General features: G+C 58.7%; 21 protein-coding genes. 13 read left to right on the forward strand and 8 right to left on the reverse strand.

Features of this window, described 5'->3' with window-relative positions:
• Positions 1-65 precede the first annotated feature (65 nt).
• Positions 66-296 (forward strand): DUF4160 domain-containing protein, encoded by a 231-nt coding sequence (locus tag CAF76_RS07910; RefSeq protein ID WP_064594177.1) that lies wholly within the window; start codon positions 66-68, stop codon positions 294-296.
• The gene (locus CAF76_RS07915) at positions 284-784 is read left to right on the forward strand and encodes a helix-turn-helix domain-containing protein (protein WP_085611592.1); all 501 of its coding nucleotides are present in this window, start codon (positions 284-286) and stop codon (positions 782-784) included. Before CAF76_RS07910 ends, CAF76_RS07915 begins: the two co-directional genes overlap by 13 nt.
• Here the strand turns inward: CAF76_RS07915 and CAF76_RS07920 are convergent.
• Positions 781-1,857: a DUF748 domain-containing protein gene (locus CAF76_RS07920; protein WP_085648584.1), complete on the reverse strand. Its 1,077-nt coding sequence runs from the start codon at positions 1,855-1,857 to the stop codon at positions 781-783. The two genes, CAF76_RS07915 and CAF76_RS07920, sit on opposite strands and share 4 nt — an antisense overlap.
• Positions 1,858-1,985: 128 nt before the next feature.
• Between CAF76_RS07920 and cysK the strand changes: the two genes are divergently transcribed.
• Both cysK and CAF76_RS07930 read left to right on the forward strand, forming a co-directional pair.
• Positions 1,986-2,960: a cysteine synthase A gene (gene cysK, locus CAF76_RS07925; RefSeq protein ID WP_011332943.1), complete on the forward strand. Its 975-nt coding sequence runs from the start codon at positions 1,986-1,988 to the stop codon at positions 2,958-2,960.
• 188 nt (positions 2,961-3,148) lie between these two features.
• Positions 3,149-4,087 carry an aspartyl/asparaginyl beta-hydroxylase domain-containing protein gene (locus CAF76_RS07930; RefSeq protein WP_085648583.1) on the forward strand — a complete coding sequence of 313 codons (939 nt, stop codon included), beginning with the start codon at positions 3,149-3,151 and terminating at the stop codon, positions 4,085-4,087.
• 56 nt (positions 4,088-4,143) lie between these two features.
• Here the strand turns inward: CAF76_RS07930 and CAF76_RS07935 are convergent, their stop codons facing one another.
• Together CAF76_RS07935 and CAF76_RS07940 are read right to left on the reverse strand one after the other, a co-directional pair.
• Entirely contained in the window at positions 4,144-4,344 is a 201-nt protein-coding gene (locus tag CAF76_RS07935) for a hypothetical protein (protein ID WP_074691111.1), read from the reverse strand.
• Positions 4,341-4,886 carry a hypothetical protein gene (locus tag CAF76_RS07940; RefSeq protein ID WP_039772608.1) on the reverse strand — a complete coding sequence of 182 codons (546 nt, stop codon included), beginning with the start codon at positions 4,884-4,886 and terminating at the stop codon, positions 4,341-4,343. Before CAF76_RS07940 ends, CAF76_RS07935 begins: the two co-directional genes overlap by 4 nt.
• 450 nt (positions 4,887-5,336) lie before the next feature.
• Here CAF76_RS07940 and CAF76_RS07945 point away from each other — a divergent pair, with 450 nt between their 5' ends.
• The 3 genes from CAF76_RS07945 (at position 5,337) to CAF76_RS07955 (ending at position 9,947) form a co-directional block, all read left to right on the forward strand.
• Positions 5,337-6,200: a DMT family transporter gene (locus tag CAF76_RS07945; protein ID WP_085648582.1), complete on the forward strand. Its 864-nt coding sequence runs from the start codon at positions 5,337-5,339 to the stop codon at positions 6,198-6,200.
• A gap of 223 nt (positions 6,201-6,423) precedes the next feature.
• Positions 6,424-8,568 (forward strand): CHAT domain-containing protein, encoded by a 2,145-nt coding sequence (locus CAF76_RS07950; protein WP_085648581.1) that lies wholly within the window; start codon positions 6,424-6,426, stop codon positions 8,566-8,568.
• Positions 8,565-9,947 carry a triacylglycerol lipase gene (locus tag CAF76_RS07955; protein WP_085648580.1) on the forward strand — a complete coding sequence of 461 codons (1,383 nt, stop codon included), beginning with the start codon at positions 8,565-8,567 and terminating at the stop codon, positions 9,945-9,947. The genes CAF76_RS07950 and CAF76_RS07955 overlap by 4 nt, the downstream gene beginning before the upstream one ends.
• Here the strand turns inward: CAF76_RS07955 and CAF76_RS07960 are convergent.
• The 3 genes from CAF76_RS07960 to CAF76_RS07970 all read right to left on the reverse strand — a co-directional run bounded on the left by CAF76_RS07960 (position 9,915) and on the right by CAF76_RS07970 (position 13,474).
• Positions 9,915-10,853, reverse strand: coding sequence for a hypothetical protein (locus tag CAF76_RS07960; protein WP_085648579.1), 939 nt, complete (start codon positions 10,851-10,853; stop codon positions 9,915-9,917). The two genes, CAF76_RS07955 and CAF76_RS07960, sit on opposite strands and share 33 nt — an antisense overlap.
• A complete protein-coding gene (locus tag CAF76_RS07965) occupies positions 10,850-11,764 on the reverse strand; it encodes a DMT family transporter (protein WP_085648578.1) in 915 nt (304 codons plus the stop codon). Before CAF76_RS07965 ends, CAF76_RS07960 begins: the two co-directional genes overlap by 4 nt.
• 84 nt (positions 11,765-11,848) lie before the next feature.
• Positions 11,849-13,474, reverse strand: a complete 1,626-nt coding sequence (locus CAF76_RS07970; protein ID WP_085648577.1) for a methyl-accepting chemotaxis protein — start codon at positions 13,472-13,474, stop codon at positions 11,849-11,851.
• 415 nt (positions 13,475-13,889) lie between these two features.
• Here CAF76_RS07970 and aceK point away from each other — a divergent pair, with 415 nt between their 5' ends.
• The 5 genes from aceK (at position 13,890) to CAF76_RS07995 (ending at position 22,182) form a co-directional block, all read left to right on the forward strand.
• Complete coding sequence (aceK, locus tag CAF76_RS07975; RefSeq protein WP_011332949.1) at positions 13,890-15,611, forward strand: bifunctional isocitrate dehydrogenase kinase/phosphatase; 1,722 nt, start codon at positions 13,890-13,892, stop codon at positions 15,609-15,611.
• Between the two features lie 276 nt (positions 15,612-15,887).
• Positions 15,888-19,799 (forward strand): ATP-dependent RNA helicase HrpA, encoded by a 3,912-nt coding sequence (gene hrpA / locus CAF76_RS07980; protein WP_085648576.1) that lies wholly within the window; start codon positions 15,888-15,890, stop codon positions 19,797-19,799.
• Positions 19,800-20,083: 284 nt separating this feature from the next.
• Complete coding sequence (locus CAF76_RS07985) at positions 20,084-21,205, forward strand: beta-ketoacyl-ACP synthase III (RefSeq protein ID WP_064594196.1); 1,122 nt, start codon at positions 20,084-20,086, stop codon at positions 21,203-21,205.
• Between the two features lie 135 nt (positions 21,206-21,340).
• Positions 21,341-21,952: an RNA polymerase sigma factor gene (locus tag CAF76_RS07990; RefSeq protein WP_085648575.1), complete on the forward strand. Its 612-nt coding sequence runs from the start codon at positions 21,341-21,343 to the stop codon at positions 21,950-21,952.
• On the forward strand, positions 21,946-22,182 hold the full coding sequence (locus CAF76_RS07995; protein WP_085611585.1) for an anti-sigma factor: 237 nt from the start codon (positions 21,946-21,948) through the stop codon (positions 22,180-22,182). The genes CAF76_RS07990 and CAF76_RS07995 overlap by 7 nt, the downstream gene beginning before the upstream one ends.
• 128 nt (positions 22,183-22,310) lie before the next feature.
• On the opposite strand, the gene CAF76_RS08000 is transcribed toward CAF76_RS07995, so the two are convergent.
• Complete coding sequence (locus tag CAF76_RS08000) at positions 22,311-23,633, reverse strand: putative porin (protein ID WP_039772596.1); 1,323 nt, start codon at positions 23,631-23,633, stop codon at positions 22,311-22,313.
• 283 nt (positions 23,634-23,916) lie between these two features.
• Between CAF76_RS08000 and CAF76_RS08005 the strand changes: the two genes are divergently transcribed.
• Positions 23,917-25,041, forward strand: a complete 1,125-nt coding sequence (locus CAF76_RS08005; RefSeq protein WP_085648574.1) for a GNAT family N-acetyltransferase — start codon at positions 23,917-23,919, stop codon at positions 25,039-25,041.
• Positions 25,042-25,056: 15 nt separating this feature from the next.
• Here CAF76_RS08005 and aqpZ read toward each other — a convergent pair whose 3' ends face one another.
• Positions 25,057-25,752 (reverse strand): aquaporin Z, encoded by a 696-nt coding sequence (gene aqpZ / locus CAF76_RS08010; RefSeq protein ID WP_085648573.1) that lies wholly within the window; start codon positions 25,750-25,752, stop codon positions 25,057-25,059.
• Positions 25,753-25,931 lie beyond the last annotated feature (179 nt).

Consider the following 25,931-nt stretch of genomic DNA (forward strand, 5'->3'; position numbering starts at 1 on the left):
GTTGACTCAGTTTCGGCACGAGGCCAGTATTCCAGGTATCGCCGATTTGGCGATAGCCTTCGGGCATGACTACCAAATACCGATTTCGCGAAAAATACCGCATTCAGTTGCGCGAGAAGGATCACCCGCCACCCCATGTTCACCTGACCGGTGGTGGAGTGGATGTGATGCTGAGCCTGGAAACCGTCGAGGTCATGATGGGCAAGGCACCGCCACTGATCGTCAAGGAAGCGTTGGCGTGGGTTTCGGCCCATCAGACGCAATTGCTGGAGGACTGGAAACGATGTTACCCATGAAGCGGCCACGATTGGCCGCAGTGCAGGCTGTTGGCGATGCTTGCCTGTCGCTGACCTTTATTGATGGCCAACGGCTGAACCTGGACTTGAGCCGCGATCTGCAAACCTATCCGGGGCTCGCTCCGCTACTGGACGCTGAAGTGTTTGCAACCGCTGAGTTGGGTGACGACGGCTGGAGCGTGGAGTGGCTGGAACCGGATATCCAGATTGGTGCCGATACCTTGTATCGGGACGCGCTCGCGCAAAATGCGCCGGACGAAAACACACGGATTTTCATGGATTGGCGCGCTCGCACCGGACTACCGTTGAATGAGGCGGCCGAAGCATTGGGTGTCAGCGCCCGCAGCATCAGTCGCTACAGTAATGGTCGGGAAGCGGTGCCGCGATCATTGGCCCTGGCCTGTCTGGGTTGGGATTCGTTGCAAGAGAAGCCTGCACTGATCGCGGCAGAGGTTAACGGGCGTTACATCGTCAACCGTAAAACTTAGCCCGCGTCCGGCTTCGGCCGTTCATACCGGGCATTGAAGGCCTGGATGAATCCGTTGCGCAAAATCTGCAAAAACGCTTCGAACGCGTTGATATCTTGCTGGTGCACGCTGCCGCTGAGTTCGACTCGGGTGGCAAACTGGTTTTTGCCCTGGTTTTTCAGCACGGTTTCCGTGCCGCCGACCAGTGCTTCCCAGATCGAGCGGAAGATCCCCTTGTTCTTGTTCTCGACATCTTGCTGCCAGTTGAACACGTCCACGTCGCGCAGCAGCGGTTTGATGTAGCCCTTGAGCTGGCCCTTGTTGGCGGCGGCTTCGATGACCACGTCGCCGTGGCCGGCGTTGAAGTCGAATTTGCCGTAGGCCGAGGCGAAATCGTTCATGCGCTTGAGTTCGATGTCGCGGGCCCGCAGGCGAAATTCGAAGTCTTCGAAATTGCTCAAGGGGTCGAAGGTGGCTGTGGTTTCCAGCGGGGCATGTCCCAGCAGCAGAGCCTTGCCTTCGAAGCGAGCGTCGCGTTTGCCCTCCTTGTCGACCACGTTGGTCAGGTTGTAAATGCTGGCGTCGACGTTGGTTGCATTCATGTTTACCGGTGGTTTGGAGTTGAAGTTGCGAAAGCTGATCCGCCCATCGCTGATCTGCACTTCGTCGAGCGTGATAGGCAACAGTTTGCCCAGTTGCTCACGCCAGTCGGTGCCCTGACCGGTCTGGGAGTTCTGCTTGTTGGCACCACCATCGACGAAGTTCACCTGAGGTTTAAAGAATTTCACCTGTGCCACGACAGCATGGTCGTACCAAAGCGAGTGCCAACTGACAGACAGGTCGATAACCGGCGCATCGACGAACGGCACCGGCACCTTGCCGTCGGCCTTGACGATTTTCAGGCCATTGATCTTGTAGGCCCCGCGCCAGAGCGCCAGGTCCACGTCAGTGATCTGGCCGCGGTAGTCGCCCATGTTGGCCAGCTTGTCATTCAGATAGTCGCGCACGAGGTAGGGCAGGGCGATGTGCAGGACGACCAGTAATACAACGAGAGTGGCGAAAATCCACAATGGCCAACGGTAGCGACGCTTCATGGCAGCAAATTCCGAACGGTATAAAGCGATTGACTGCCGCCTGCCGCAGACGTTCGGCCCGACTGGACTGACAAGAGCAACAGGCTTACCTTGGAGAGCTGAATTCAACGCTGCACAAGGACCCAGCCATGAGCCGTATTTTTGCTGACAACGCCCATTCCATCGGCAACACGCCGCTGGTGCAGATCAACCGCATCGCGCCCCGTGGCGTGACCATTCTGGCCAAGATCGAAGGTCGCAACCCGGGCTACTCGGTCAAGTGCCGGATCGGCGCCAACATGATCTGGGACGCCGAAAGCAGCGGCAAACTCAAGCCGGGCATGACCATCGTCGAGCCGACCTCCGGCAACACCGGCATCGGCCTGGCCTTCGTGGCGGCCGCGCGCGGCTACAAGTTGCTGCTGACCATGCCGGCCTCGATGAGCATCGAGCGACGCAAGGTGCTCAAGGCGCTGGGCGCCGAGCTGGTGCTGACCGAGCCAGCCAAGGGCATGAAAGGCGCTATCGAAAAGGCCAACGAAATCGTAGCCAGTGACGCGGGCAAATACTTCATGCCGGCCCAGTTCGATAACCCGGCCAACCCAGCCATTCATGAAAAGACCACTGGCCCGGAAATATGGAACGACACTGATGGTGCCATCGATGTGCTGGTCGCAGGGGTCGGCACCGGTGGAACCATTACCGGTGTGTCGCGGTATATCAAGAATACGGCGGGCAAACCGATTCTGTCGGTGGCGGTGGAACCGGTGTCTTCGCCGGTGATTACCCAGGCGCTGGCAGGTCAAGAAATCAAGCCGAGCCCGCACAAGATTCAGGGCATCGGCGCCGGTTTTGTGCCGAAGAACCTTGATCTGTCGATGGTTGACCGGGTCGAGCTGGTGACGGATGACGAGTCCAAGGCCATGGCCCTGCGCCTGATGCAGGAAGAGGGGATCCTGTGCGGGATTTCCTGCGGTGCGGCCATGTCGGTGGCGGTGCGTCTGGCGGAGACCCCGGAAATGCAGGGCAAGACCATTGTGGTGGTGCTGCCCGACTCCGGTGAGCGTTATCTGTCGAGCATGCTGTTCAGTGATCTGTTCACCGATCAGGAGAACCAGCAGTAAGGGGGCGCGTTGATTCAGGTCAGCCAGGGTTCAGGATCGTTATGTTAATAAGTGCTTTGTTGCGCAATTCTTAACACTGAATGTTGGGTCGGGCGGGTTTTTCCCGGAGCCGGTAGTGTTTATCATGGCCGGCCGCCATCTCGGGTAAATGACATGGCGTGGCGTTGTCTTATTTCAAGGAGTTGTTGATGACCTTTTCGTTAGCCGCCAAGGTGTCGGTGTTGCTGCTGTTTGTGGGCAGCATCCTCTACGTGCATTTGCGCGGCAAGGCGCGTTTGCCGGTGCTGCGGCAGTTCGTCAACCACTCGGCGCTGTTCGCCCCGTATAACGCCTTGATGTACCTGTTCTCGGGCGTGCCGTCCAAGCCGTATCTGGACCGCAGCAAGTTTCCGGAGCTGGACGTGTTGCGCGATAACTGGGAAACCATTCGCGACGAAGCCATGCATCTGTTCGACGAGGGTTATATTCGTGCCGCCGAGAAGAACAACGACGCCGGTTTCGGCTCGTTCTTCAAGAAAGGCTGGAAGCGTTTCTACCTCAAGTGGTACGACAAACCGCTGCCATCGGCCGAAACCCTGTGCCCGAAAACCGTGGCGCTGGTCAGTGCCATCCCCAACGTCAAAGGCGCGATGTTCGCGCTGTTGCCGGGCGGCAGCCATTTGAACCCGCACCGCGATCCGTTCGCCGGCTCCCTGCGTTATCACCTGGGTCTGTCAACGCCAAACTCCGACGATTGCCGAATCTTCGTCGACGGTCAGGTCTACGCCTGGCGCGACGGTGAAGACGTGATGTTCGACGAGACCTACGTGCATTGGGTCAAGAACGAAACCGAACAGACCCGCGTCATCCTGTTCTGCGACATCGAGCGGCCGCTGAGCAGCCGCCTGATGACCCGCATCAACCGCTTCATCAGCGCCTGGCTGGGCCGTGCCACGGCACCGCAGAACCTCGACGACGAGCGTGTCGGCGGGATCAACCAGGCTTACGCCTGGAGCAAGAACTTCAGCGACAAGTTCAGCGGTAAGGTCAAGCAGTGGAAACGCCGTAATCCAAAAGCCTACCGCGTGATGCGGCCGGTACTGGCGGTGGTGGTGTTGACGGTGCTGGGGTATTGGCTGTTTGGTTGAGGCTGGAATTAAAAGCATAAAAAACCGCTCGTTTGAGCGGTTTTTTGTTTTCGGAATCAGGGACGGCCAGCAAGTAAGCTTGGTTCATCGATAGCGGTGCCGGTTGCAATGATCTGTAAGAGCCGTCTTTGACTGGCTGTCAAAACCGCCGGATCAGATTCACCCCTTATTGCATGCGCTTTTTTCTTTCTGGGGGATTTTTTTATTTCTTTGCGCATATTCACACCGTGGTTGATCAATATTTGAGCGTTTTTCACAATACTAGGCTCCCTACTGTTTTGACAAGGCGACCCTCGTTATCCAAACCGAAGCCGAGTTGTTCGTAAATTGGTATTGCTCCCTGGAATGGTTCTTGAGCTTCGATCAAGCTACTGCCAATGATGCGGGCGTATTGCTCAATTGCCAGAACGGATAGCGGTGCAACACGGTTTTTCAATGGATGTGTTTCTCTTGGCCGCCCCTCCAGTCGTACGATTCGGATGCGTTGTCGACTTTTATTCGGGTTGGCGAAGCAAAGTCCGCACAGTTCAGATTCAAACCAGATTGCGATGTCGAGAGCGAGAGGTTCGCGCGCTTTCCATCCAATGACTTCTTCCCATGAAAAATGTGGGCTCTCCCAACACTCAAAAGCACTCAGCGCCAACGAGTCGATGGGTTCGAAACGTACTTTCGAAAGGTCAAGCGTTGTGGGACCAGCCATCTCCAGGTCAATCTGGAGTTGAGTCGTGGCAAGGCGGGCAAGCTTCCTGGCTTGCGATTTGTACAACTGATACCGCAGATGATTCCGTTCCCTTGGCATATGATCTCGCGCATTCCATGTCCCCCATCAATGGTCGTTGCAATTGCAAACGAGCCTATGCGCCTGCCTCCTGCCTGTCGCTACTGGCCCCTTGTCCAATTCATTGCAATCCATGTCCCGCGCTGGTTATAGTCGGCGCTCGTGAGTCGCGCGACTCATTGTCCAACCCTTCAAAAAAGATCAGCCCAGATGCCTGCATCCCTCATCAACGCGGTAGTCGATTCAGCGGTCAACGCTGGCGTCGTGCCGTGCGGGAATCAGCAGCCTGTGCAGATCAGTCATTACCCTCCACCTGTCAGTAGCACGCCGGTGTGCGCAGTCGTATCACCGCCGGGCGTTGGTGTTTCGGGCTGATCAGCGTTATCTGCTGACCCCTGTGCCCGCCTGAAAAAACCTACTGAATTTCAGCTTCGGCTGAGTTGGCTATTGGCCTGACTACAGGTGGTATTCATGTTTATCCTTTCGAAAAAGTCCGCGCTCGCGGCGGCGTCCACGAGCCTGTTCGTTCTGCTGTGGAGCAGCGGGGCGATCTTCTCCAAGTGGGGGCTGGCCCACGCTTCACCCTTCGCCTTTCTGCTGATCCGGTTTGTCATTGCCCTGTGCGGGCTGGTGCTGCTGGTGCCGTTGCTCAAGTTGAAGTTGCCCAAGGGCGGCAAGCCGATGCTGTACGCGATGGCCACCGGGGTGGTGTTGTTGGGGGCTTATCAGATCTTCTATCTGCTGGCGCTGGACCTGAAGGTCACGCCCGGGGTGATGGCGACCATCATGGGCGTGCAACCGATCCTGACGGTGGTGCTCATGGAGCGGCAGCGTTCGGCGAGCCGAATGTTTGGTCTGGCGTTGGGATTGGCCGGTCTGATCATGGTGGTTTACCAGGGCATCGGTCTGGCCGGAATGTCGCTGGCGGGGATGTTGTTCGGGCTGCTGGCGCTGGCGAGCATGACCTTCGGTTCGATCATGCAGAAGCGCATCACCGACAATCCCCTCGGCACGCTGCCGGTGCAGTACCTGGCGGGTCTGCTGCTGTGCGGGATCTTCGTGCCGTTCCAGCCGTTCCACTTTGAGCACAGCGCCGGCTTCATCGTGCCGGTGTTGTGGATGGGGCTGGTGGTTTCCGTGCTGGCGACGTTGCTGCTGTATCGACTGATCGCCCGGGGCAATCTGGTGAATGTCACCAGCCTGTTCTATCTGGTGCCGGCCGTGACGGCGGTGATGGACTATCTGATCTTCGGCAATCGCCTGGCGGCGCTGAGCGTGCTGGGGATGCTGTTGATCATCGTCGGTCTGGTGTTCGTGTTCCGTCGGGGAGCTTGATTCAGGCTGGTCCGGGCCGAGATTTTACCAGCGGGCCGGACCAGCCCGCCAACTTTCGCTCCGTAAAGATGTAGAAAAAAGATCACTCGCTGATTGATAACGGGTAGTGGCAATATGGTCATGAATAGGGTGTCGAGAGTCGCTGAAAAAAGCTGATGCTCGTCATTTGCGGGCTTCATATCACAGTGAGTTCGATCGCCGTTGTCATAAGCAGGGAAGCGGAATGTTCTTCAGTCCTTCATATTTGAGTAAAAAATTCAGCACGCTTCAACTGGATAGTTCTCCGTCAGATTTGCTTCAGGTTTTGGCCAATCCAGTCAGCGACTACATCATCCTGGGTGATCGTCTGCAACATGGCGGCCGGGTTCAGTTGCTCGTGCGTAGCGCATTGACCGCTGTCCTGCTTGAGCGAACGACGCTCGGAACACTCGAGAAGCGCAAGTGGGAACGATCACTCACGCAGTCTCCATTGAAGATCCCAGAATTTATTCGCTTTCTGGCAATGAAAGAGTTCAAAGGGAACGAGGTCTTTGGCCCCCGGTCGTTTATAAATTGGAGTCTTAAAAAGTTTATCCAGTACTGGTTCGGCACTCCCCAATCCGTGCCAGTCGCCGAATACGATTCTGTGCGGCGACTGACATCTCGCTTGCGTGTACTGATTGAATATGATCGGGTAGTCAGCGTTTATGACCCGGGCCTGGACACCAAACCCCGTACTTTGGATAAACGTCGTGATCTCACCAGGGCCTTCCGCGACTTTCCGAGTCCCAACGATTCTATCCGCACGTGGGAATCCGAGCGGGTTAAATTCTCTTATGGACCTCCCGTAATTTCCCCCCCGGAAAGAGCGAGTCCTTTTGTTGCCCATCCGCGAATTACGCCCTTTGGCGATGCTATTCACGAACAACCACTGCAGTTCTCTGTTGGATTTTCAACTGCACCTGATGCCGACGCGAGCGAGCAAAAACGTATTGAGATCGACGATGCCAGTCCTGGTGAGAAGCTTACGGTTTTCGTCAGCGCCGACGGTGCCGAAATCGACGGTTTATCGATGGTCGAGCTTGAGCTTGATATGGCTGCTGAGCATGTTTTCAGTTTACGTCCTTGCGCAGGAATCAAAGAACTGATCTTGCGTGCGAATTATTTTTTCCGTAATAAACTGGTCGGCAACATTGTTAAGAAACTGGCCGTGCGCAGCCACCGGATCAGCGATGACGAATCGTCCACGCTTCCTGCGCCTGTAGCGTCGGTTTCCGTTCTTCCCCTTGCTAATCCAGCTAACCTGGAGGCCGTTGATATTGTGCTCTGGGTCCAGAGGGAGAAACCTGACTACGTGGCGTGGAGTGCGTGGGTGCCGGGTTCACTGCACAAAGGCCCCTTTTCGGTTTGGTTGGAGCAGCCTCAGATATTTGGCATGCAACTGTCGAATTTTCAGGGTGTATTCGGATCGCCCAGTGGAAAGGGCGCTTACGCGCACCTGACGGGGATTGGCCGGGTCATATCCAAATTGATCCCCCTCGCAATCAGAAGCGAAGTACTGCTACCTGCTTTTGCAGACGGGAGGATGCCAAGCATTTTGCTGATGACAGACGAGCCCTATGTTCCCTGGGAGTTGGCATCCTTCGTGGAAGATGACTCACCTTTCAAAGTTGCCGGGTTTCTCGGCGAGTTGTCACATTTGGGGCGGTGGTGGAGTGCCCGTGATTCCTCGGGGCCTATGTCAAAAATTATGATCAACCATGTCAGCGTCCTGGCGAGTGATTACGAAAACCATCCATCACAGAGTCCGCTTGTGCACGCTTTGAAAGAGCGAGATATGTTGAGTCGTGATTTCAACGGGCAAAGTATTGAAGCGCGATTGCCAGCAGTTGAGGAGTGGCTGGAGCAAAAACCTAGACTTAGCGGACATCTTGCCCATGTCGCATTACACGGATACAGCGATGTAGCTTCGCAAACGCAGGCCTTGTGCCTTGAGGATGAACAGATCCTTTCGCCTTACCATTTTGCCGGGGTTCGTGAAAATGGTCTGCCGAGATTCTCCGCAGTCTTTCTCAATGCTTGCCAGGTTGGAACAGCAGGTCAGCAACTTGGCTTTCTAAGCGGATTTCCAGGCGCATTCGTGGATGCTGGCACACAGGCATTCATTGCACCACTGTGGGCGGTGCAGGACGAAGTTGCCCTGCAAGTGGCCGAAAAATTTTATTGCAACACGCTTACGCAGGGTCAGACCGTCGGGGAAACCTTCCGTGAGATCCGTGCAATGGCGCGCGACGGCGGACACATAACTCATCTGGCGTACATCTTTTATGGGCATCCTTCGTTACGGATGACCCAACTTCGTATCAATCGCAAAGAATCGGATCTATGAAAACAACACTGCGAGGTTCGTTTCAGCCGGAAAAACTCAACGGTACGTTATTCAGCTTGCGGGCTCGCGGGTATACGGGCGAGGTCACAATGCGTACTTCGGGCACAGCGACTCGCATGGGCGTGAAATCACTTCCTCTGCACTCAGCGTCTCTCGATGCGGAAATAATCGTCGTTGCGCAGTTGGATCTGGTACTGACTCCCGGACCAGTCTCGCAGGCCGGCACTCGAAACGCTGGCGGGGATGACGCGCAGTTGATCGTTCCGTTCAAGGCGGGGAATAGCTACGCAATTCTTCAAACGGACGAGCGCGGTTTATCAACTTGGATTTTTCCGAATCAAGTGTCACCACAAGAGCAAGTATTTACCCTTGTGGCCAGCAGTCCTGCGTCAGGAGCGGGCAGTCGAGGCGTTGTCACGAAGACGATGCGTAGCCTGGTCAGTATTATCAGCTGGATCACCGATCCCGTGGTTGGCAAGGCTGCCAAGGCATTGACCAGTCAGTGGGAGCAACGTCATCGGCCGTATGAACTTTTACAGGTACAGTCAGATGGCACATGCACTTTGCCTGACTGGAAGAATTTTGGTGCCGGCCCTGCGCTTTTGCTGATACACGGTACGTTCAGTACACCGACGGTCGGGTTCAATGGCTGGCTGGGCAAGCCTGCCTTCCAAGCATTGATGGAGAAGTATGCCGGCCGAGTAATTGCCTTGGCTCACCCATCTTTATCTGAAAGTCCGCAGGAAAACGTCGACTGGCTGATAGAGCAGCTTCCTGCGCATGTCGTCGGTGACAATGTCTTCGACATCGTCAGCCACAGTCGCGGTGGTCTTTTAGCTCGAGAGTTAAGCGAGAGAGTCGAGGCGAGGTTGAAAATTGAAAAGGTGTGTCTTGTAGGGACGCCGAATCGAGGGACGCCTCTGGCAGATATTCAGCACTGGACGTCTTTCCTTAATGCCCATACGTCATGTCTGAAAATAATGCCGGACACCTCAGTTACCGTGTTTCTGGAAGGTTTGCTGTGTCTGGTCAAGGTTATTGGTAGCGGATTGACGCAGGGATTACCTGGGCTGGCAGCCATGGAACCTGCACATCCGTTGTTAGCAAAGGCTTCTAGTGGCAGTCACTTGATCGACTGGTATACGGTCGGAGCGGTCTTCCGTGCACCAATTGCTGGAGGAATGCTGGCTCGCTTCAAAGACGCTGCCATCGACAGGTTTTTTTCCGCCGATAATGATTTGGTCGTTCCCTCTGAAGGATGTCATGAGTCTGTCCTTCTGCCGGTGGATTCCTTGTTGTTCACTGGTGAGCAGGTCAACCACTGTAACTATTTCGAAGCCGAGGCGTTACATGCCAAGCTGCTCGAATGGCTTAAGTGAGTCGCCCTCGACAGCGGGAAAGTGCGTTAGAAAATGCTTGCGGATGTCTTGTTTAAGAAGCTCGGCATTTTCTTTGTTCTGCATAAACGTCTCGACTATTCGAAGCACAGTCTGTTCGCTTTTCAGGCTTTCCTCGAATATCTGAATTTGCTTTTCGATAGGCAGATGAGCGAGCGGGTAGGGAGGCGCTGAAAATTGTTCAAATGTTGGTATCAGCCCTTCCGCAGATCCTGGTGAGGACAGGTTACTAAGCAAGACACCAATAAAGCTCAGGACCAGGGAGTCTTCGGTGTAAAGCTTGTACTTCTCCATCGTGCTGTCTTTTTCCGAAGGCAGCGTGCTCTCCAGTAACAGAGAGTCGTAGAGAAAAGCGAGATCCCGCTCAATATCACATGGCAGTATTTTCTTTTCGTAACCGATGAATGCAAAAAAAGGGGACGGTCGTTGTTGCTTGACGCTTTCTTTCTCCATCTCGAAGGAATGACAGGCCGCAAGAATAACGGTCAGGTTTCCATTACAGGCGATGTTGATATCGCGAAATATTTCAATCAACTCCTCCCAGGTCACAATTTCCGGATCTGCTTGTCTTGGGAAAATGACCAGCCCCTGACCTTCACAGCCATGTGTTTCGAGATGAATAATCGGAGCGGTTCCCTTTAAACAAGCGAGCCTTATTGCCTCTAGCTTGTCGAACAGGTGACGTTTGCTCTCGAGCCGCTCAACTACCGGAGCTGCGGCGGCTTCTCCTTTGCGAATCCTTTCGGGATTCACACTTTCAGTGATGTGCCGGTAAAGATAATCGGCAGTGTCGGGATCTTCTTCTCGAAGCGACTTAAGAATGATTATCTTGTTACAAGGTGCGGCAGAGAGTTTGCGATACGTGAATGTGCTGCTGTCGGATTTCATTGTGTGATCTCTTTCTGATCCATTTTCAGAGGCTTTGCAGGTTTCAGCACCAGCCACAGCGCAATGGCGATCAACACCCCGCCATACACGTGGGCCATCGACAGCGGCTCATCGAGAAACAGCGCCCCCCACAACACGCCGAACGGCGGAATCATGAAGGTCACGGTCATCGATTTCACCGGCCCGATGGAGCTCAACAGGCGGAAGTAAATGATGTAGGCAAACGCAGTGCAGCCCAGCCCAAGGCCCAGCAGCGACAGCCAGACATTCCAGCCACCCCAGCTCACCGGCGGCGCAGTGATGACGCTGTAACCGAACAGCGGCAACAGAAAAAGGGTTGCACCGAGCATGCTGCCCAGCGCCGACAGACGGCTGTCGAGGCCGCCGGCCTGATCCAGCCAGCGTCGGGCGAGGAACCCGGCGAAGCCATAACAGGTGGTTGCGAGCAGGCAGGCCACCGCGCCCATCAGCAAGTGCAGATCGAACGCGACCGGGCCGGCGCGGGTCAGCACACCCACCCCGAGCAGGCCGAGGAACACCCCGGCGAGTTTGGCCAACGTCAGTTTTTCACTGAAGAACAAACCGCCAATCAACACGCCCATCAATGGCGTGGTGGCATTGAAGATCGCCGAATAACCGGCCGGCAGCACCTGGGCGGCGACCGAATACAGCGTCGCCGGCACGCCGGAGTTGATCACGCCGAGCATCATCACGGTCTTGAGTTTGCCTTTGAAATCCCAGCTGATGCGCATCAGCCCGAGGATCACCAGCAAGCCGACGGCGGCGATGGAAACGCGGAAGAATCCGGTCGGAACCGTACCGATCGCAGGAGCGATGATGCGCATGAACAGGAAGCTCGCGCCCCAGATGGCGGCCAGCGACAACATGCGGAAAATATCGACGGGGCTCACGGGCCACTCCTTCCTTGATCGGGACGAGAGTGTTGCCGAGGGCCCCGGCGATGGCAACCGCTAATCGGGCATTTAATTGTCTGATCAGATCACGAAGCGCGTGACCAGTGCGTTCAGGTCGACGGCCAGTCGCGACAGCTCCTGACTGGCGGCAGACGTCTGGGTGGCACCTGCTGCGGTTTGTGTCGACAGATCACGGATGGTCACCAGGTTCTGATCGACCTCCCGAGCCACCAGCGCCTGTTGCTCGGCGGCGCTGGCGATTACCAGGTTGCGCTGGTTGATCTGCGAAATCGACGCGGTGATTTTCTCCAGTGCATGGCCGGCACTGTTGGCGCGACGCAGGGTATGGCTGGCCTGCTCGGCGCTGTTTTGCAAGGCGCCGACGGTGGCACTGGTGCCTTGCTGAATGCTGCTGATCATCAGCTCGATTTCTTCGGTGGAGTTCTGCGTGCGCTGGGCCAGCGAGCGGACCTCGTCGGCAACCACTGCGAAGCCACGTCCGGCCTCGCCGGCTCGCGCGGCTTCAATCGCAGCGTTCAGGGCCAGCAGGTTGGTCTGCCCGGCGATGCCGCGAATCACTTCCAGCACCTTGCTGATGTCCTGGGCCTGGGTCGCAAGGCCCTCGGCCTGTTCGGACGCGCCGAGTACTGCACTGACCAGTTCCTGAATCGAACTGATGGTCTCGCTGACCTGCACATGCCCGTGCTTGCTGTCCTCGTTCGACGCTTCGGAGGCCTGGGCACTGGACACCGCATTGGCGGCCACTTCATCCACCGCCGTGCTCATCTCGGTGACCGCCGTGGCGGCCTGCTCGATCTGGTCATTTTGCTGCTGCAACCCGCGAGTACTTTGTTCCATCACCGAACTCATTTCCTCGGCAGCGGAGGCCAGTTGCTGGGCCGACTCGCTGATGCCGCGAATGGTCGAACGCAGATTGCCCTGCATCTGCGCCAGCGCCGTGAGCAATTGCGCCGCTTCATCACGACCCTCACTGTCGATGCGACCGCTGAGGTCTCCCGACGCAATCTGCCGCGCCGCGTTCAGCGCCTGATTGATCGGCGTGGTGATGCTGCGGGTCAGCAACCAGGCCAGCAACAACGTGGCAATCAGGGCGATGACGATGATCGCGGCGACGATCCACAGCGCCTGCTGGTACATCGCCGCCGCGGACTTGGCGGCGGCATCCGCGCCTTGCTGATTGAGGCTGATCATTTGCTCAAGGGTCTTGTCGAGCACCGTGCCCTGGGGCGCCAGTTCAGTGGTCAGGCGCGCGTAGGCTTGTTCGTTTTGTCCGGCATCGATCTGTTTGATGATCTGGTCGAGGATGCTCAGGTACTTGGCCGTGTCGGCGCTCAAACCTTCCAGCATCGCTCGCTCCTGGTCATTGGCGATCAGGGCCTTGTGGTCGTCGAGGCGCTTGAGCAATTCCTGACGTTGCGCGGTGAGAATGCCTTTGCTGCGTTCGCGAACGGCCACCTGGGTGCTGGTGATCAGGCGCAGGGATTCAAGACGGATGCTGGCGATATTCGCCGCTGCGTCATGGATGCTTTCGATGCTGGGCATCCACGATTCCTCGATCACCGCCGCGCTCTCGCGCAGGGTTTTCATCTGGCCCAGACCGAACAGGCCGACCACCACCAGCAGACTGGCCAGAACGGCAAAACACAAACTGGCGCGCAAACCTATGCGCAGATTCCGGATAGACATCAATGTGCTCCTTGGGGATTGGGGGAGAGGTCGTCCTCGTGGACCGAGGATCTTGTTGTAAGGCGGGTGATGGCGGGCTGTATATCAAAGTGCCACTATCTTGGTAAGGCCATTTTTAACCGGGGTGGCACGCGATGGACGAGAAGGAACTAGCCGGGAAAAGCGCGGATTAGAGACGTCGCTACCGGGTTGGATCCGAAACCCAGAAGAAACGCGGGCTGGCGCTCAGCGATAGGGAGAAGCCGAAGGGACGTTTATTGACCGAACGGTCGATTAAAAAAACTTTGATAAAAACTGTGTCGTTGTACAACCCGCAAGAGGATTTGGCCGAAATTGCGCTTCTCCTGCGCCTGCTTCCGTGGCTAAGCTCAGGCCTTCGAGCACAGATTCTCCAATTCCCGCAGAGGTCTCATCTATGCCGCAGCAATGGCCAGCCACCGACATCGCCCGCCTGATCCTCGATGGCTTTGACGATTACCGCGAGCATTTCCGGCGGATCACCGACGGCGCCCGGGAGCGCTTCGAGCAGGCCCGCTGGCAGGACACGCAAACCGCGTCGGCGGCACGGATCAACCTCTACGAAGAAAAGGTCGGTGAAACCGTCGCCCGTCTGCGCGAGTACTTCGAGCCGGACACCTTGATGGATGTCACCTGCTGGCCACTGGTGAAAAGCGCCTACATCAGCATCATCGACCTGCGCTTCGACGATGAACTGTCCGAGACCTGGTACAACTCGATTTTCTGCAGCCTGTTCAGCCACGACCTGATCAGTGACGGCTGCATGTTCATCCACACCACGCGCCCGAGCCTGCGTCGGGCACGGGCCGCGCAAACCCGCACCTACAAGCCCCAAGGGCAGATCTCGGGCATGCTTGCGAGCATCTTTGCCGATTACCGCTTCAGCGAGGCCTACGCCGATTTGCCCGGCGACTTGCTGCGTCTGGAAGCGCAACTGCGCGAGAACCTGCCGGACTGGGTGTGCAAGGACCCGGAGCTGAGCGTCGAGCTGTTTTCCTCGGTGCTGTACCGCAACAAGGGCGCGTACCTGGTGGGGCGCATCTACACCAACGACGATCAGTGGCCGTTGGTGATTCCGTTGCTACACCGCGAAGGGCGCGGGATTCAGATCGACGCATTGATCACCGACGAAGCGGAGGTGTCGATCATCTTCTCCTTCACCCGTTCGTATTTCATGGTGGATGTGCCGGTGCCGGCGGAGTTCATCGGTTTCCTCAAACGCATCCTGCCGGGCAAGCACATCGCCGAACTGTACACCTCGATCGGTTTCTACAAGCACGGTAAATCGGAGTTCTACCGCGCCCTGATCAATCACCTGGCCAACACCGATGACCAGTTCATCATGGCGCCGGGCGTGCGCGGCATGGTCATGAGCGTGTTCACGCTGCCGGGCTTCAACACCGTGTTTAAGATCATCAAGGATCGTTTCTCTCCATCGAAAAACGTCGACCGTGCCACGGTGATCGAGAAGTACCGACTGGTGAAAAGCGTCGACCGGGTCGGGCGCATGGCCGATACCCAGGAATTCGCCGACTTCCGTTTTCCCCTGAGCAAATTCGAGCCGGCGTGCCTGGCGGAGCTGCTGGAAGTCGCGCCGTCCACGGTGTCGCTGGAAGGCGAAACCGTGCTGATCCGCCACTGCTGGACCGAGCGCCGAATGACGCCGCTTAATCTCTATCTGGATAACGCCAACGAAGCCCAGGTGCGCGAAGCGCTGGAGGATTACGGCCTGGCGATCAAGCAACTGGCGGCGGCCAACATCTTTCCCGGCGACATGCTGCTGAAGAACTTCGGCGTCACCCGTCATGGCCGGGTGGTGTTCTACGACTACGACGAGATCTGTTTCCTCACTGAAGCGAATTTCCGCCACATCCCGGCACCGCGCACGCCAGAGGACGAAATGGCCTCCGAGCCGTGGTATTCGATCGGGCCGCTGGACGTGTTCCCTGAAGAATTTCCGCCGTTCCTGTTTGCCGATGCGGCGCAGCGCAAGCTGTTCGATCAGCTGCATGGCGAGTTGTACAACGCCGATTACTGGAAGGGGCTACAGGAGGCGATTCGGGCGGGGAAAGTTATCGATGTGTTTCCGTATCGGCGTAAGGGGCTTGATAACGAGTAACCCCCCAAAAGCAAGCCCTCACCCCTGCCCTCTTCCGGAGGGAGAGGGGGTCGACCGAGGTGTCTCGGGTTAAACATCGACCTGAAAGATCGTGGCGATTATGGATTCGGTGAGGCTCCTTCAGGTCGGCGTAGCTCTAGAGCAACCCCCGATCAGTCCCCTCTCCCCCTGGGAGAGGGCTAGGGTGAGGGCAGCAATCCCCCAGACACGCCACAAATCCCGCAAATCTGCGACAATCGCGTCCTTGCGCCACTAGACGACCGAATTGCGTACCCGATGACCGACGAATCGCCCTCCATCGACAAACTGCTGAAAAACCTCGATCACGCCATGCTCGCCGACCGCCACCGGCTGCGGCGACAGTTGCTTGAGCTGCGCAAGAAACCCGACGAGGCCAAGCTGGCCCAGTGGGTGGCGCGGATGCAGGCGTCCTGCGATCAGGTGCTGGCACGCAAGGCCAGCCTGCCGGTGATCCGTTACGACGACAGCCTGCCGATTGCAGCCAAGCGTGACGAAATCAAGAAGGCCCTGGAAAAGCACCAGGTGCTGATCATCGCCGGTGAAACCGGCTCGGGCAAAACCACCCAGTTGCCGAAAATCTGTCTGGAGATCGGTCGCGGCCAGCACGGTTTGATCGGCCACACCCAGCCTCGGCGGATCGCGGCGCGCAGCGTGGCCAGCCGGGTTGCCGAAGAACTCGGTACACCGCTGGGCGCGCTGGTCGGTTATCAGGTGCGCTTCGAAGACCAAAGCGATTCGAACACCCTGATCAAACTGATGACCGACGGCATCCTGCTGGCGGAAACCCAGAACGACCGCTACCTCGAACGCTACGACACGATCATCGTCGACGAAGCCCACGAACGCAGCCTCAACATCGACTTCCTGCTCGGTTACCTGAAAACCCTGCTGCCGCGTCGCCCGGATCTGAAAGTCATCATCACTTCGGCGACCATCGATCTGGAGCGCTTCTCCAAACATTTCGACGATGCGCCGATTGTCGAAGTGTCCGGCCGCACCTTCCCGGTGGAAACCTGGTATCGCCCGCTGACGCTCGAGCAGGACGAAGAAGGCAACCGCGTCGAGGATGACCTGACCGTGGATCAGGCGATTCTCGCCACCCTCGACGAAATCGCCGCCTATGAGCGCAGCGAGCGCCGCAGTCCCGGTGATGTGCTGGTGTTCCTGCCCGGCGAGCGCGAGATTCGCGACGCCGCCGACATGCTGCGCAAGGCCCAGCTCAAACACACCGAAATCCTGCCGTTGTACGCGCGCCTGTCGCCGGCGGAACAGCAGCGGATTTTCCAGTCCCATCCGGGGCGTCGTGTGGTGCTGGCGACCAACGTTGCCGAAACTTCGCTGACCGTGCCGGGCATCCGTTACGTGATCGACAGCGGCACCGCGCGCATCAGCCGCTACAGCTACCGTGCCAAGGTCCAGCGGCTGCCGATCGAAGCGATTTCCCAGGCCAGTGCCAACCAGCGTAAAGGTCGCTGCGGCCGGGTCGAGCCGGGTATCTGCGTGCGCTTGTACAGCGAAGAGGATTTCCTCGGTCGTCCGGAATTCACCGATCCGGAAATCCTGCGCACCAACCTCGCTGCGGTAATCCTGCAGATGCTCCATCTGCGCCTCGGCGAGATCACCGATTTCCCGTTCATCGAGCCGCCGGACGGCAAGGCGATCAGCGACGGTTTCAACCTGCTGCAGGAATTGTCGGCGGTGGATCGCAACAGTCAGCTGACCCCGCTCGGTCGCCAACTGGCGCGCCTGCCGGTGGACCCGCGCATGGGCCGCATGCTGCTTGAAGCCGCCAAACTCGGCAGCTTGCAGGAGGTGCTGATCGTCGCCAGTGCCATGTCGATTCAGGATCCGCGCGAGCGTCCGCCGGAGCGTCAGCAGGCCGCTGACCAGGCCCACGCTCAGTGGAAGGACGCCGATTCGGACTTCGCCGGGCTGGTCAATCTGTGGCGCGGTTTTGAAGAGCAGCGCCAGGCGCTGACCGCCAGCCCGCTGCGCAACTGGTGCCGCAAGAATTTCCTCAACTACCTGCGCCTGCGCGAGTGGCGCGATTCCCACCGTCAGTTGAGCCTGATCTGCCGCGACTTGCAGCTGAGCCTGAACAAAGAGCCGGCGGATTATCCGAAATTGCACAAAGCGGTGCTGGTCGGCCTGCTCAGCCAGATTGGTCAGAAAACCGAGGACGGCGATTACCTTGGCGCCCGTCAGCGGCGGTTCTGGATTCACCCGTCATCGGGTATCGGCAAGAAACGCCCGCAGTGGGTGATGACCGCCGAACTGGTGGAAACCACCAAGCTCTACGCGCGGATGGTGGCGAAGATCGACGCCGATTGGATCGAGCCGCTGGCCGGGCACCTGATCAAGAAGAACCACTTCGAACCGCACTGGGAGAAGAAGCGCGGCCAGGTCGTCGCGTTCGAACAGATCACTCTGTTTGGCCTGATCGTGGTCGGTCGCCGGCCGGTGCATTACGGCCCGGTGGATCCGGTGGTCTCGCGAGAACTGTTCATCCGCGAAGGTCTGGTGCGCGGCGAGATTCAGTCCCGGGCCAAATGCCTGACTGCCAACAAGCAATTGCTCGAACAACTCGACGAACTGGAAGCCAAGGCTCGTCGCCGGGACATTCTGGCCGACGAGGAAACCCTCTACGCGTTCTACGACGCGCGACTGCCGGCGGAGATCCACCAGACCGCGACGTTCGACAGTTGGTACCGCGTCAACAGTCAGAAAGACCCGCAACTGCTGATCATGCGCGAGGAAGACGTGCTGGCTCGCGAAGCCAGCGAAGTCACCGCCCAGCATTACCCGGACACGCTGCACATCGGCGATCTGGAACTGGCGCTGAGTTACCACTTCGAACCGAATCATCCGCGTGACGGCGTGACCCTGCGTGTGCCGGCGCCGCTGTTGCCGATGCTGCCGCCGGAACGCCTGGAATGGCTGGTGCCGGGACTGATCGAGACCAAGTGCATCGCCCTGGTGCGCAACCTGCCCAAGGCTTTGCGAAAAAACTTCGTGCCGGTGCCGGACTTCATCAAGGCCGCGCTGCAACGCATGACCTTCGCCGAAGGTTCGTTGTCGCAAGCGCTGGGTCGCGAACTGCTGCGCATGACCGGTGCGCGGGTCAGCGATGAAGCCTGGGCCGAAGCGGCGCAGCAGGTTGAAAGCCACCTGCGGATGAACCTGGAAATCGTCGACGGCCAGGGCAAGTTCCTCGGCGAGGGCCGGGATCTGGCCGAGCTGACCGCACGTTTCGCCGAAGCCAGCCAGGCCGCACTGGCGGTGCCGCAAAGTGCGAAAAGCCAGCAACCGGTGGAGGCCAAAGTCTTTGCGCCGGTGGCGGAAAAGACCCAACAGAAGATCGCCGGGCTGTCGATGACGGTGTATCCGGCGCTGGTGGAAGAGGGCGGTACGGTCAAGGAAGGGCGATTTTCTACCCCGGCCGAAGCCGAATTCCAGCACCGCCGCGCCTTGCAACGTCTGCTGCTGCAGCAACTGGCCGAACCGGCGAAGTTCCTGCGCGGCAAGTTGCCGGGCCTGACCGAACTGGGCCTGCTGTACCGCGAACTGGGGCGGGTCGATGCACTGGTGGAAGACATTCTGCTGGCCAGCCTCGACAGCTGCATTCTCGACGGCGAAGACCCTTTGCCGCGTGACGGCGCAGGTCTGGCGGCACTGGCCGAGCGCAAGCGCGGCAGCTGGACCGAGCACGCCGAGCGCGTGGCGCGTCTGACCCTGGAAATCCTCAAGCTCTGGCACGGTCTGCAAAAACGCTTCAAGGGCAAGATCGACCTGGCCCAAGCGGTGGCGCTCAACGACATCAAACAGCAACTCAGTCATCTGGTGTATCCGGGCTTCGTCCGGGAAACGCCGATGCTCTGGCTCAAGGAGTTGCCGCGTTACCTGAAAGCGGTCGAGCAGCGTTTCGAGAAGCTGGGCGCGCAAGTGCAGAAGGATCGGGTCTGGAGCGGCGAACTCGCCGGCCTCTGGACGCAATACCAGACCCGCGCTGCCAAGCATGCCCAGGAAGGCAAGCGCGATCCGCAGCTTGAGCTGTATCGCTGGTGGCTGGAGGAGTACCGGGTTTCGCTGTTCGCCCAGCAGTTGGGGACGAAGGTGCCGATCTCCGACAAACGCCTCAACAAGCAGTGGACGCAGGTGGAACCCTAGCGAGTGCCTGATCGCTCCGTGGGAACGATCACAAATTCCCCTTGTGGGAGCAAGCTCGCTCCCACATTGGGAAGGTCGTGACGCTTGGGAAAGGCGCCAAAACCTCGGGTTTATGGCAAACTTCGCCACCATAAATGCCGTTTTCGCGTCCCAGAGCCTTTGCCGGGCCGCGCAACGGAATAAAGCGATGCCAGGTTTTTGCGTCCCTGATACGGGAATGGACCCTTTGCGTGTTGGCACGTCGGTGCCAGCACTTTCTGCCTGAACAGATTAGAGAAACGACCATGCATAACGTCGTCATCAGCGGCACCGGCCTGTACACCCCGGCCAACAGCATCTCCAACGAAGAGCTGGTGCAGTCTTTCAATACCTACGTCGCCCAGTTCAACGCGGACAACGCCGACGCCATCGCCAGCGGCGAAGTCCAGGCCCTGACCGAGTCCAGCGCCGCGTTCATCGAAAAAGCTTCCGGCATCAAGAGCCGCTTTGTCATGGACAAGGACGGCATCCTCGACCCTGCGCGCATGGCGCCACGGCTGCCGGAGCGTTCCAACGACGAATGGTCGGTGCTCTGCCAGATGGCCATCGGCGCTGCCGAACAAGCCCTGCAACGTGCCGGCAAGACCGCCGCCGACATCGACGGCGTGATTGTCGCCTGCTCCAACCTGCAGCGCGCCTACCCGGCCATCGCCATCGAAGTCCAGGAAGCGCTGGGCATCCAGGGTTTCGGTTTCGACATGAACGTGGCCTGCTCGTCGGCGACCTTCGGCATCCAGCAAGCGGCCAACACCGTGCAACTGGGTCAGGCCCGGGCGATCCTGATGGTCAACCCGGAAGTCTGCACCGGTCACCTGAACTTCCGTGACCGCGACAGCCACTTCATCTTCGGTGACGCCGCCACGGCGGTGATCATTGAGCGCGCCGATCTGGCGACGTCGAAACACCAGTTCGATGTGGTCAGCACCAAACTGCTGACCAAGTTTTCCAACAACATCCGCAACAACTTCGGCTTCCTCAACCGCGCGGCGGAAGAGGGCATCGGCGCCCGCGACAAACTGTTCGTGCAGGAAGGCCGCAAGGTGTTCAAGGATGTCTGCCCGATGGTGGCCGAGCTGATCGGCGAGCATCTGGAAGAGAACAAGCTCAACGTCGGTGACGTGAAGCGCTTCTGGCTGCACCAGGCTAACCTGAGCATGAACCACCTGATCGTGCGCAAGTTGCTGGGCCGCGAGGCCACCGAAGAAGAAGCCCCGGTGATTCTCGACACCTACGCCAACACCAGCTCCGCCGGTTCCGTGATCGCGTTCCACAAATATCAGGACGATCTGGCGGCCGGTTCGCTGGCGGTGCTGAGTTCGTTCGGTGCCGGTTACTCGATTGGTAGCGTGATTCTGCGTAAACGCTAAGAGCGAGTTCATTTCCTCTTAATCGCGCTGACGTTTCCTACATCCGAATCGGCGCGAGCGCTGTAATTTTCGAAACTGGCGGCAGGAGAGATCCTGCCGCTATCATTTTCGGAGTCAGGAAAAGGGGATTGATGGATGGCGGTTGACGACACACAACTGCTCGAGCGGTTGTTGGCAGGCGAACAGAAAGCCTTCAAGGAACTGGTCAGCACCTATCAAAGCCCCATGCGCGCGGTCGCCTACGCGATTGTCGGCCAGCGCCATGTCGAGGAAGTGGTGCAGGACGCGTGGCTGTCGGTGGTGCGTAATATCGGCCGTTTCGAGGGGCGCTCCAGTCTCAAGACCTGGCTGCTGACCATCACCGCCAACTCGGCCAAGAGCCGCTACAAACTCAATCGTCGCGAAGTGTTGCTGGATGATCTGCCGTCCCCCCACGGCACCATCGACGACAATCGCTTCTGTCCCGGCGACGGTCACTGGCTGGTCGCACCGTTCGCCTGGCACCAGGACACGCCCGAAGCGTTGCTGACAGAAGGCGAGCTGCGTGAATGCCTGGAGCATACGTTGCTCAGTCTCTCCGAACTTCAGAGCAGTGTGCTCACGCTGCGCGAGCGTCAGGGTCTGGAGCTGGAGGACATCTGTAATCTTCTGGAGATCTCGCTCTCCAATGTCCGCGTGTTGCTGCACAGGGCACGCTTGAAGGTCTTCGCGACCGTGGAGCATTTTGAGGAGACGGGAGAATGTTGACCTGCAAGGAGCAAGTGGCGCGATCCAGCGATTATCTCGATGGCCAGTTGAGCTTTCGCGAGAAGTTGATGGTGCGTCATCACCTGATGTTCTGCCGCAATTGCCGGCGGTTCATTCGCCAGATGCGTTTGATGCAGGCGACGTTGCGAGCGATGCCGCAAAAGCCTGAAGAGGGCGTGGACGCGTTGGCCGAGCAGCTGGCAGCGCTGCGGCGCAAGGATCGATCCTGAAATCACAGACTGGCGCGGCCGCAGCGAACGGATGATGGGGATCGCTGCGGCCGCGCCAGTCTGTTGAAGCCTCTTCAAACGATGGAACCGGATGTAAACCCATCGTTTGAAGTCTGTTGCCGGGTTGCTTAGAACTTCGCTTCCGCGTCCAGCTGCAGGGTGTTGGTGTCTGCATCACGCTGGGTACGGCTGGAGAAGTCGGCCTTGGTCAGGAAGTAAGTCGCACCAATGGCGAAGTTTTTGTCGATGTCGTAGCCGACCTTGAACTTGTGGCCACGGGAACCGGTGGTGCCGTTGGCGAAGTCCGAATCGGTGAAGGCGCCGACCACCGCGTTGCGCTGTACGTCACGATAGTTGTAGTCGAGGTTCAGGCCGAAGACCTTCGACTTGGCACCTACCAGCCACGCGGTGTCCTGATCGGTCACTGCATCGTTGTTCTTCACGTACTGACCGTAGAACGACAGCGGCATTGGCAGGCCGCCGATGTCGACCTGGCTGAAGCCTTCGTACAGACGGAATTCGTTGTCGGCCGAGTTGCCGTTGACGGCCAGGGCGCACGGCGTGGAGGTGCCGGTGCAACGGCTGTCTTCGTCGTTCTGGTAGGCGTAGACGCTGCCGCCCAGGGTCAGTTTCAGGTTGTCGGTGATGGCGAAGCGGCTGCCCAACTGGCCGGCGGTCAGGCGCAGGTCGTGACGGAATTGCACGCCGTCGCCGTCGACGTTGTCCTTGAGGTTGTAGTTACCCAGGCTGCCGAACAGCTCGACGCTGCTGCCCAATGGATACTTGTAGGTGACGGCCAGACCTTCCGGGTTGATGTCGCTGTCCCAGATCACGTCGCCCATGCTCACCCACGGTTGCAGCATCTTGCCGCCGATGATGTGCAGGTTCTTGATCTGATCCGGGTGGTAGTCGATATAGCCCAGGTCGAGCCAGATCTGCTTCTTGTCGAAGTAGTTGTCCTGGTCCTGGTTGGTCGAACGGGCATCGTCGCCGCCGCCGGTGGCGATACGGATGCCGGTGTCGACTTGCGGGTTGATCTCGGTGTACGCACCCAGACGGGCACGGATGCGCTGGCGATCCTTGTCGCGGCCGCCGTTGTTCGGCTCGCCGTCGATCTTGATGGTTTCCTGACGGATACGCACGTCACCCTTGAACTGGGTCTTGGCGGCCCAGGCCAGTTTCTGGTCGAAACTGCTGAGTTCGTTGGTTTTCTTCGCGGTCGCCGCGATTTGCTCGTTGGTCTCTTGCTGCGCCTGCTGCGCGATCTGCTGGGCCTTCTGATCCTTGGCCAGTTCAGTTTGCAGTTCAACGTACTGCGCCTGGGAAATCGAACCGTTAGCCTTGAGCATGTCGAGCAGTTTGGCGTCGACTGCGGCACTGGCCGGAACACTCATGGCCAGCAACAAGCCACCGCACAGGGCCGCCGCAGTTTTCGTGGAAGCAAGACGCATAGCAATCTCCGAAGATGAAAAGGGGATGGCTGAACCATCCTGGGCACAACCGACGGTTTGACGGTCGGAAAACAGTGTCCGGGGTAGAACCCGGCGCTCTAAAAACAGGCGCCAGTATCGCGATGGTTTATGACAGAGCAGTGGCACGATGATGGCAGGTTGATGACGATACAAAGCTGCCGTGAACTATTGATTTAGAGCGCTGTCGCGTAATCGGACGTGGGCAACGCCCCGCCGATCAGCGATACTCGCCGGGCGTTCACGCCCGAAAGTGGAGAGGAAAATGCCGCTGCAACGTCTGCATAAACTGTCGGAAATTCCAGCGTCCGACTGGGATGTTCTGGTCCCGCAAAACCAGCCGTTTCTGCGCCACGCCTTCCTGGCTTCGCTGGAGGACAGCGGCAGCGTCGGCCCGCACACCGGCTGGCAAGCGGAGCATTTGCTGCACGTCGAAGCGGGGCGCGTGATCGCCGCGTTGCCCGGTTATCGCAAGTGGCACTCCTACGGGGAATACGTGTTCGATCACGGCTGGGCCGATGCCTGCGCCCGCGCCGGCATCGATTACTACCCCAAGTTCCTCAGCGCCGTGCCGTTCAGCCCGGTCAGCGGCCCACGGTTGTTGGCAGCGAATGTCGAGGACGGATTCGAGCTGCTCAAGAGCCTGCCGGGCTATCTGGAAGTCGAAGAGCTCTCCAGCGCCCACATCAACTTCACCGATGCATTTACCGATGCCGCCATGGCCGAGCAGCCGGGCTGGCTGCAACGCATCGGCTGTCAGTACCACTGGCAGAATCGCGGCTATCGCGACTTTCAGGATTTCCTCGACGTGCTCGCCTCGCGCAAGCGCAAGCAGATGCGCAAGGAGCGCGAGCAAGTGGCGGGACAGGGTTTCGAGTTCGAATGGCTGGAAGGCCGCGAGCTGGACGAGGCGCAGTGGGATTTCGTCTACGCCTGTTATGCCAACACCTACGCGGTGCGTCGGCAGGCACCGTACCTGACCCGGGAGTTCTTCAGCCTGCTGGCCGAGCGCATGCCGGAAGCGATTCGCGTGGTGCTGGCCCGACAGGGCTCACGGCCGGTGGCGATGGCGTTCAGCCTGGTGGGCGGCGACAGCTTTTACGGGCGTTATTGGGGATGCCTGGCCGAGTTCGACCGGCTGCACTTCGAGACCTGTTTCTATCAGGGCATGGACTATGCGATTGCCCAGGGCTTTCAGCGTTTCGATGCCGGTGCCCAGGGTGAGCACAAACTGATTCGCGGCTTCGAACCGGTAATCACCCATTCCTGGCATTACCTGCGCCATCCCGGTTTGAAAGCCGCGGTCAAAGACTTCCTGCACCAGGAACGCGCCGGTGTACTGGCCTATGCCGAAGAGGCGAGGAGCGCCTTGCCGTATCGGCAAGCCTGATCCTCGCCGACTCCCTCAGCTGTCTTCCTTGCCCAGCCAGCGATAGAGCACGCCGCCGACCACCGCACCCAGCAACGGCGCGACCCAGAACATCCACAACTGCGCGATGGCCCAGCCGCCGACCATCAGCGCCGGGCCGGTGCTGCGGGCGGGGTTGACCGAGGTGTTGGTCACCGGAATCGAGATCAGGTGGATCAGCGTCAGGGCCAGGCCAATGGCGATAGGTGCCAGTCCCGCCGGAGCGCGTTTGTCGGTGGCGCCGAGGATGATCACCACGAACATGGCGGTCATCACCAGCTCGGTGACGAAGCCGGATGCCATCGAGTATTTTCCCGGCGAGTGTTCGCCATAACCGTTTGAGGCCAGGCCGGCGGCGACGTCGAAGCCTTCCTTGCCGCTGCCGATGTAGACGATCAGCGCCGCCGCGAGGATCGCCCCGATCACTTGGGCAATGATGTAGGCGGGCAGCTCTTTGGCCGGGAATCGACCGCCGACGGACAGACCGACCGACACCGCCGGGTTGAGGTGACAGCCGCTGATGTGGCCGATGGCAAATGCCATGGTCAGCACCGTCAGACCAAACGCCAGGGCGACCCCCAGCACGCCGATTCCCAAGGGTGAAGACGCGGCAATGACCGCACTGCCGCAACCGCCCAACACTAACCAGAACGTACCCAACAACTCAGTGACTGAACGTTTGAACAGAGACATGAGAGTGTCCTTGATAGACGTACTATCGAGACTGGATCGAGTGGTGCTTCCTTGCAGATTTACGACAGGTTCCGTTCCGGAGCCTTGGGTCAGTACAGCAGGGTTCATGCGAATTTCCAGCAGGCGATAAAAAACCGCCAGAGCCCGTGGGTAGAGGGCTTTGGCGGTTTTTGTGTTTC

The sequence above is a fragment of the Pseudomonas sp. B40(2017) genome (assembly GCF_002112855.1).
GTDB classification, from domain to species: Bacteria; Pseudomonadota; Gammaproteobacteria; order Pseudomonadales; family Pseudomonadaceae; genus Aquipseudomonas; species Aquipseudomonas pharyngis.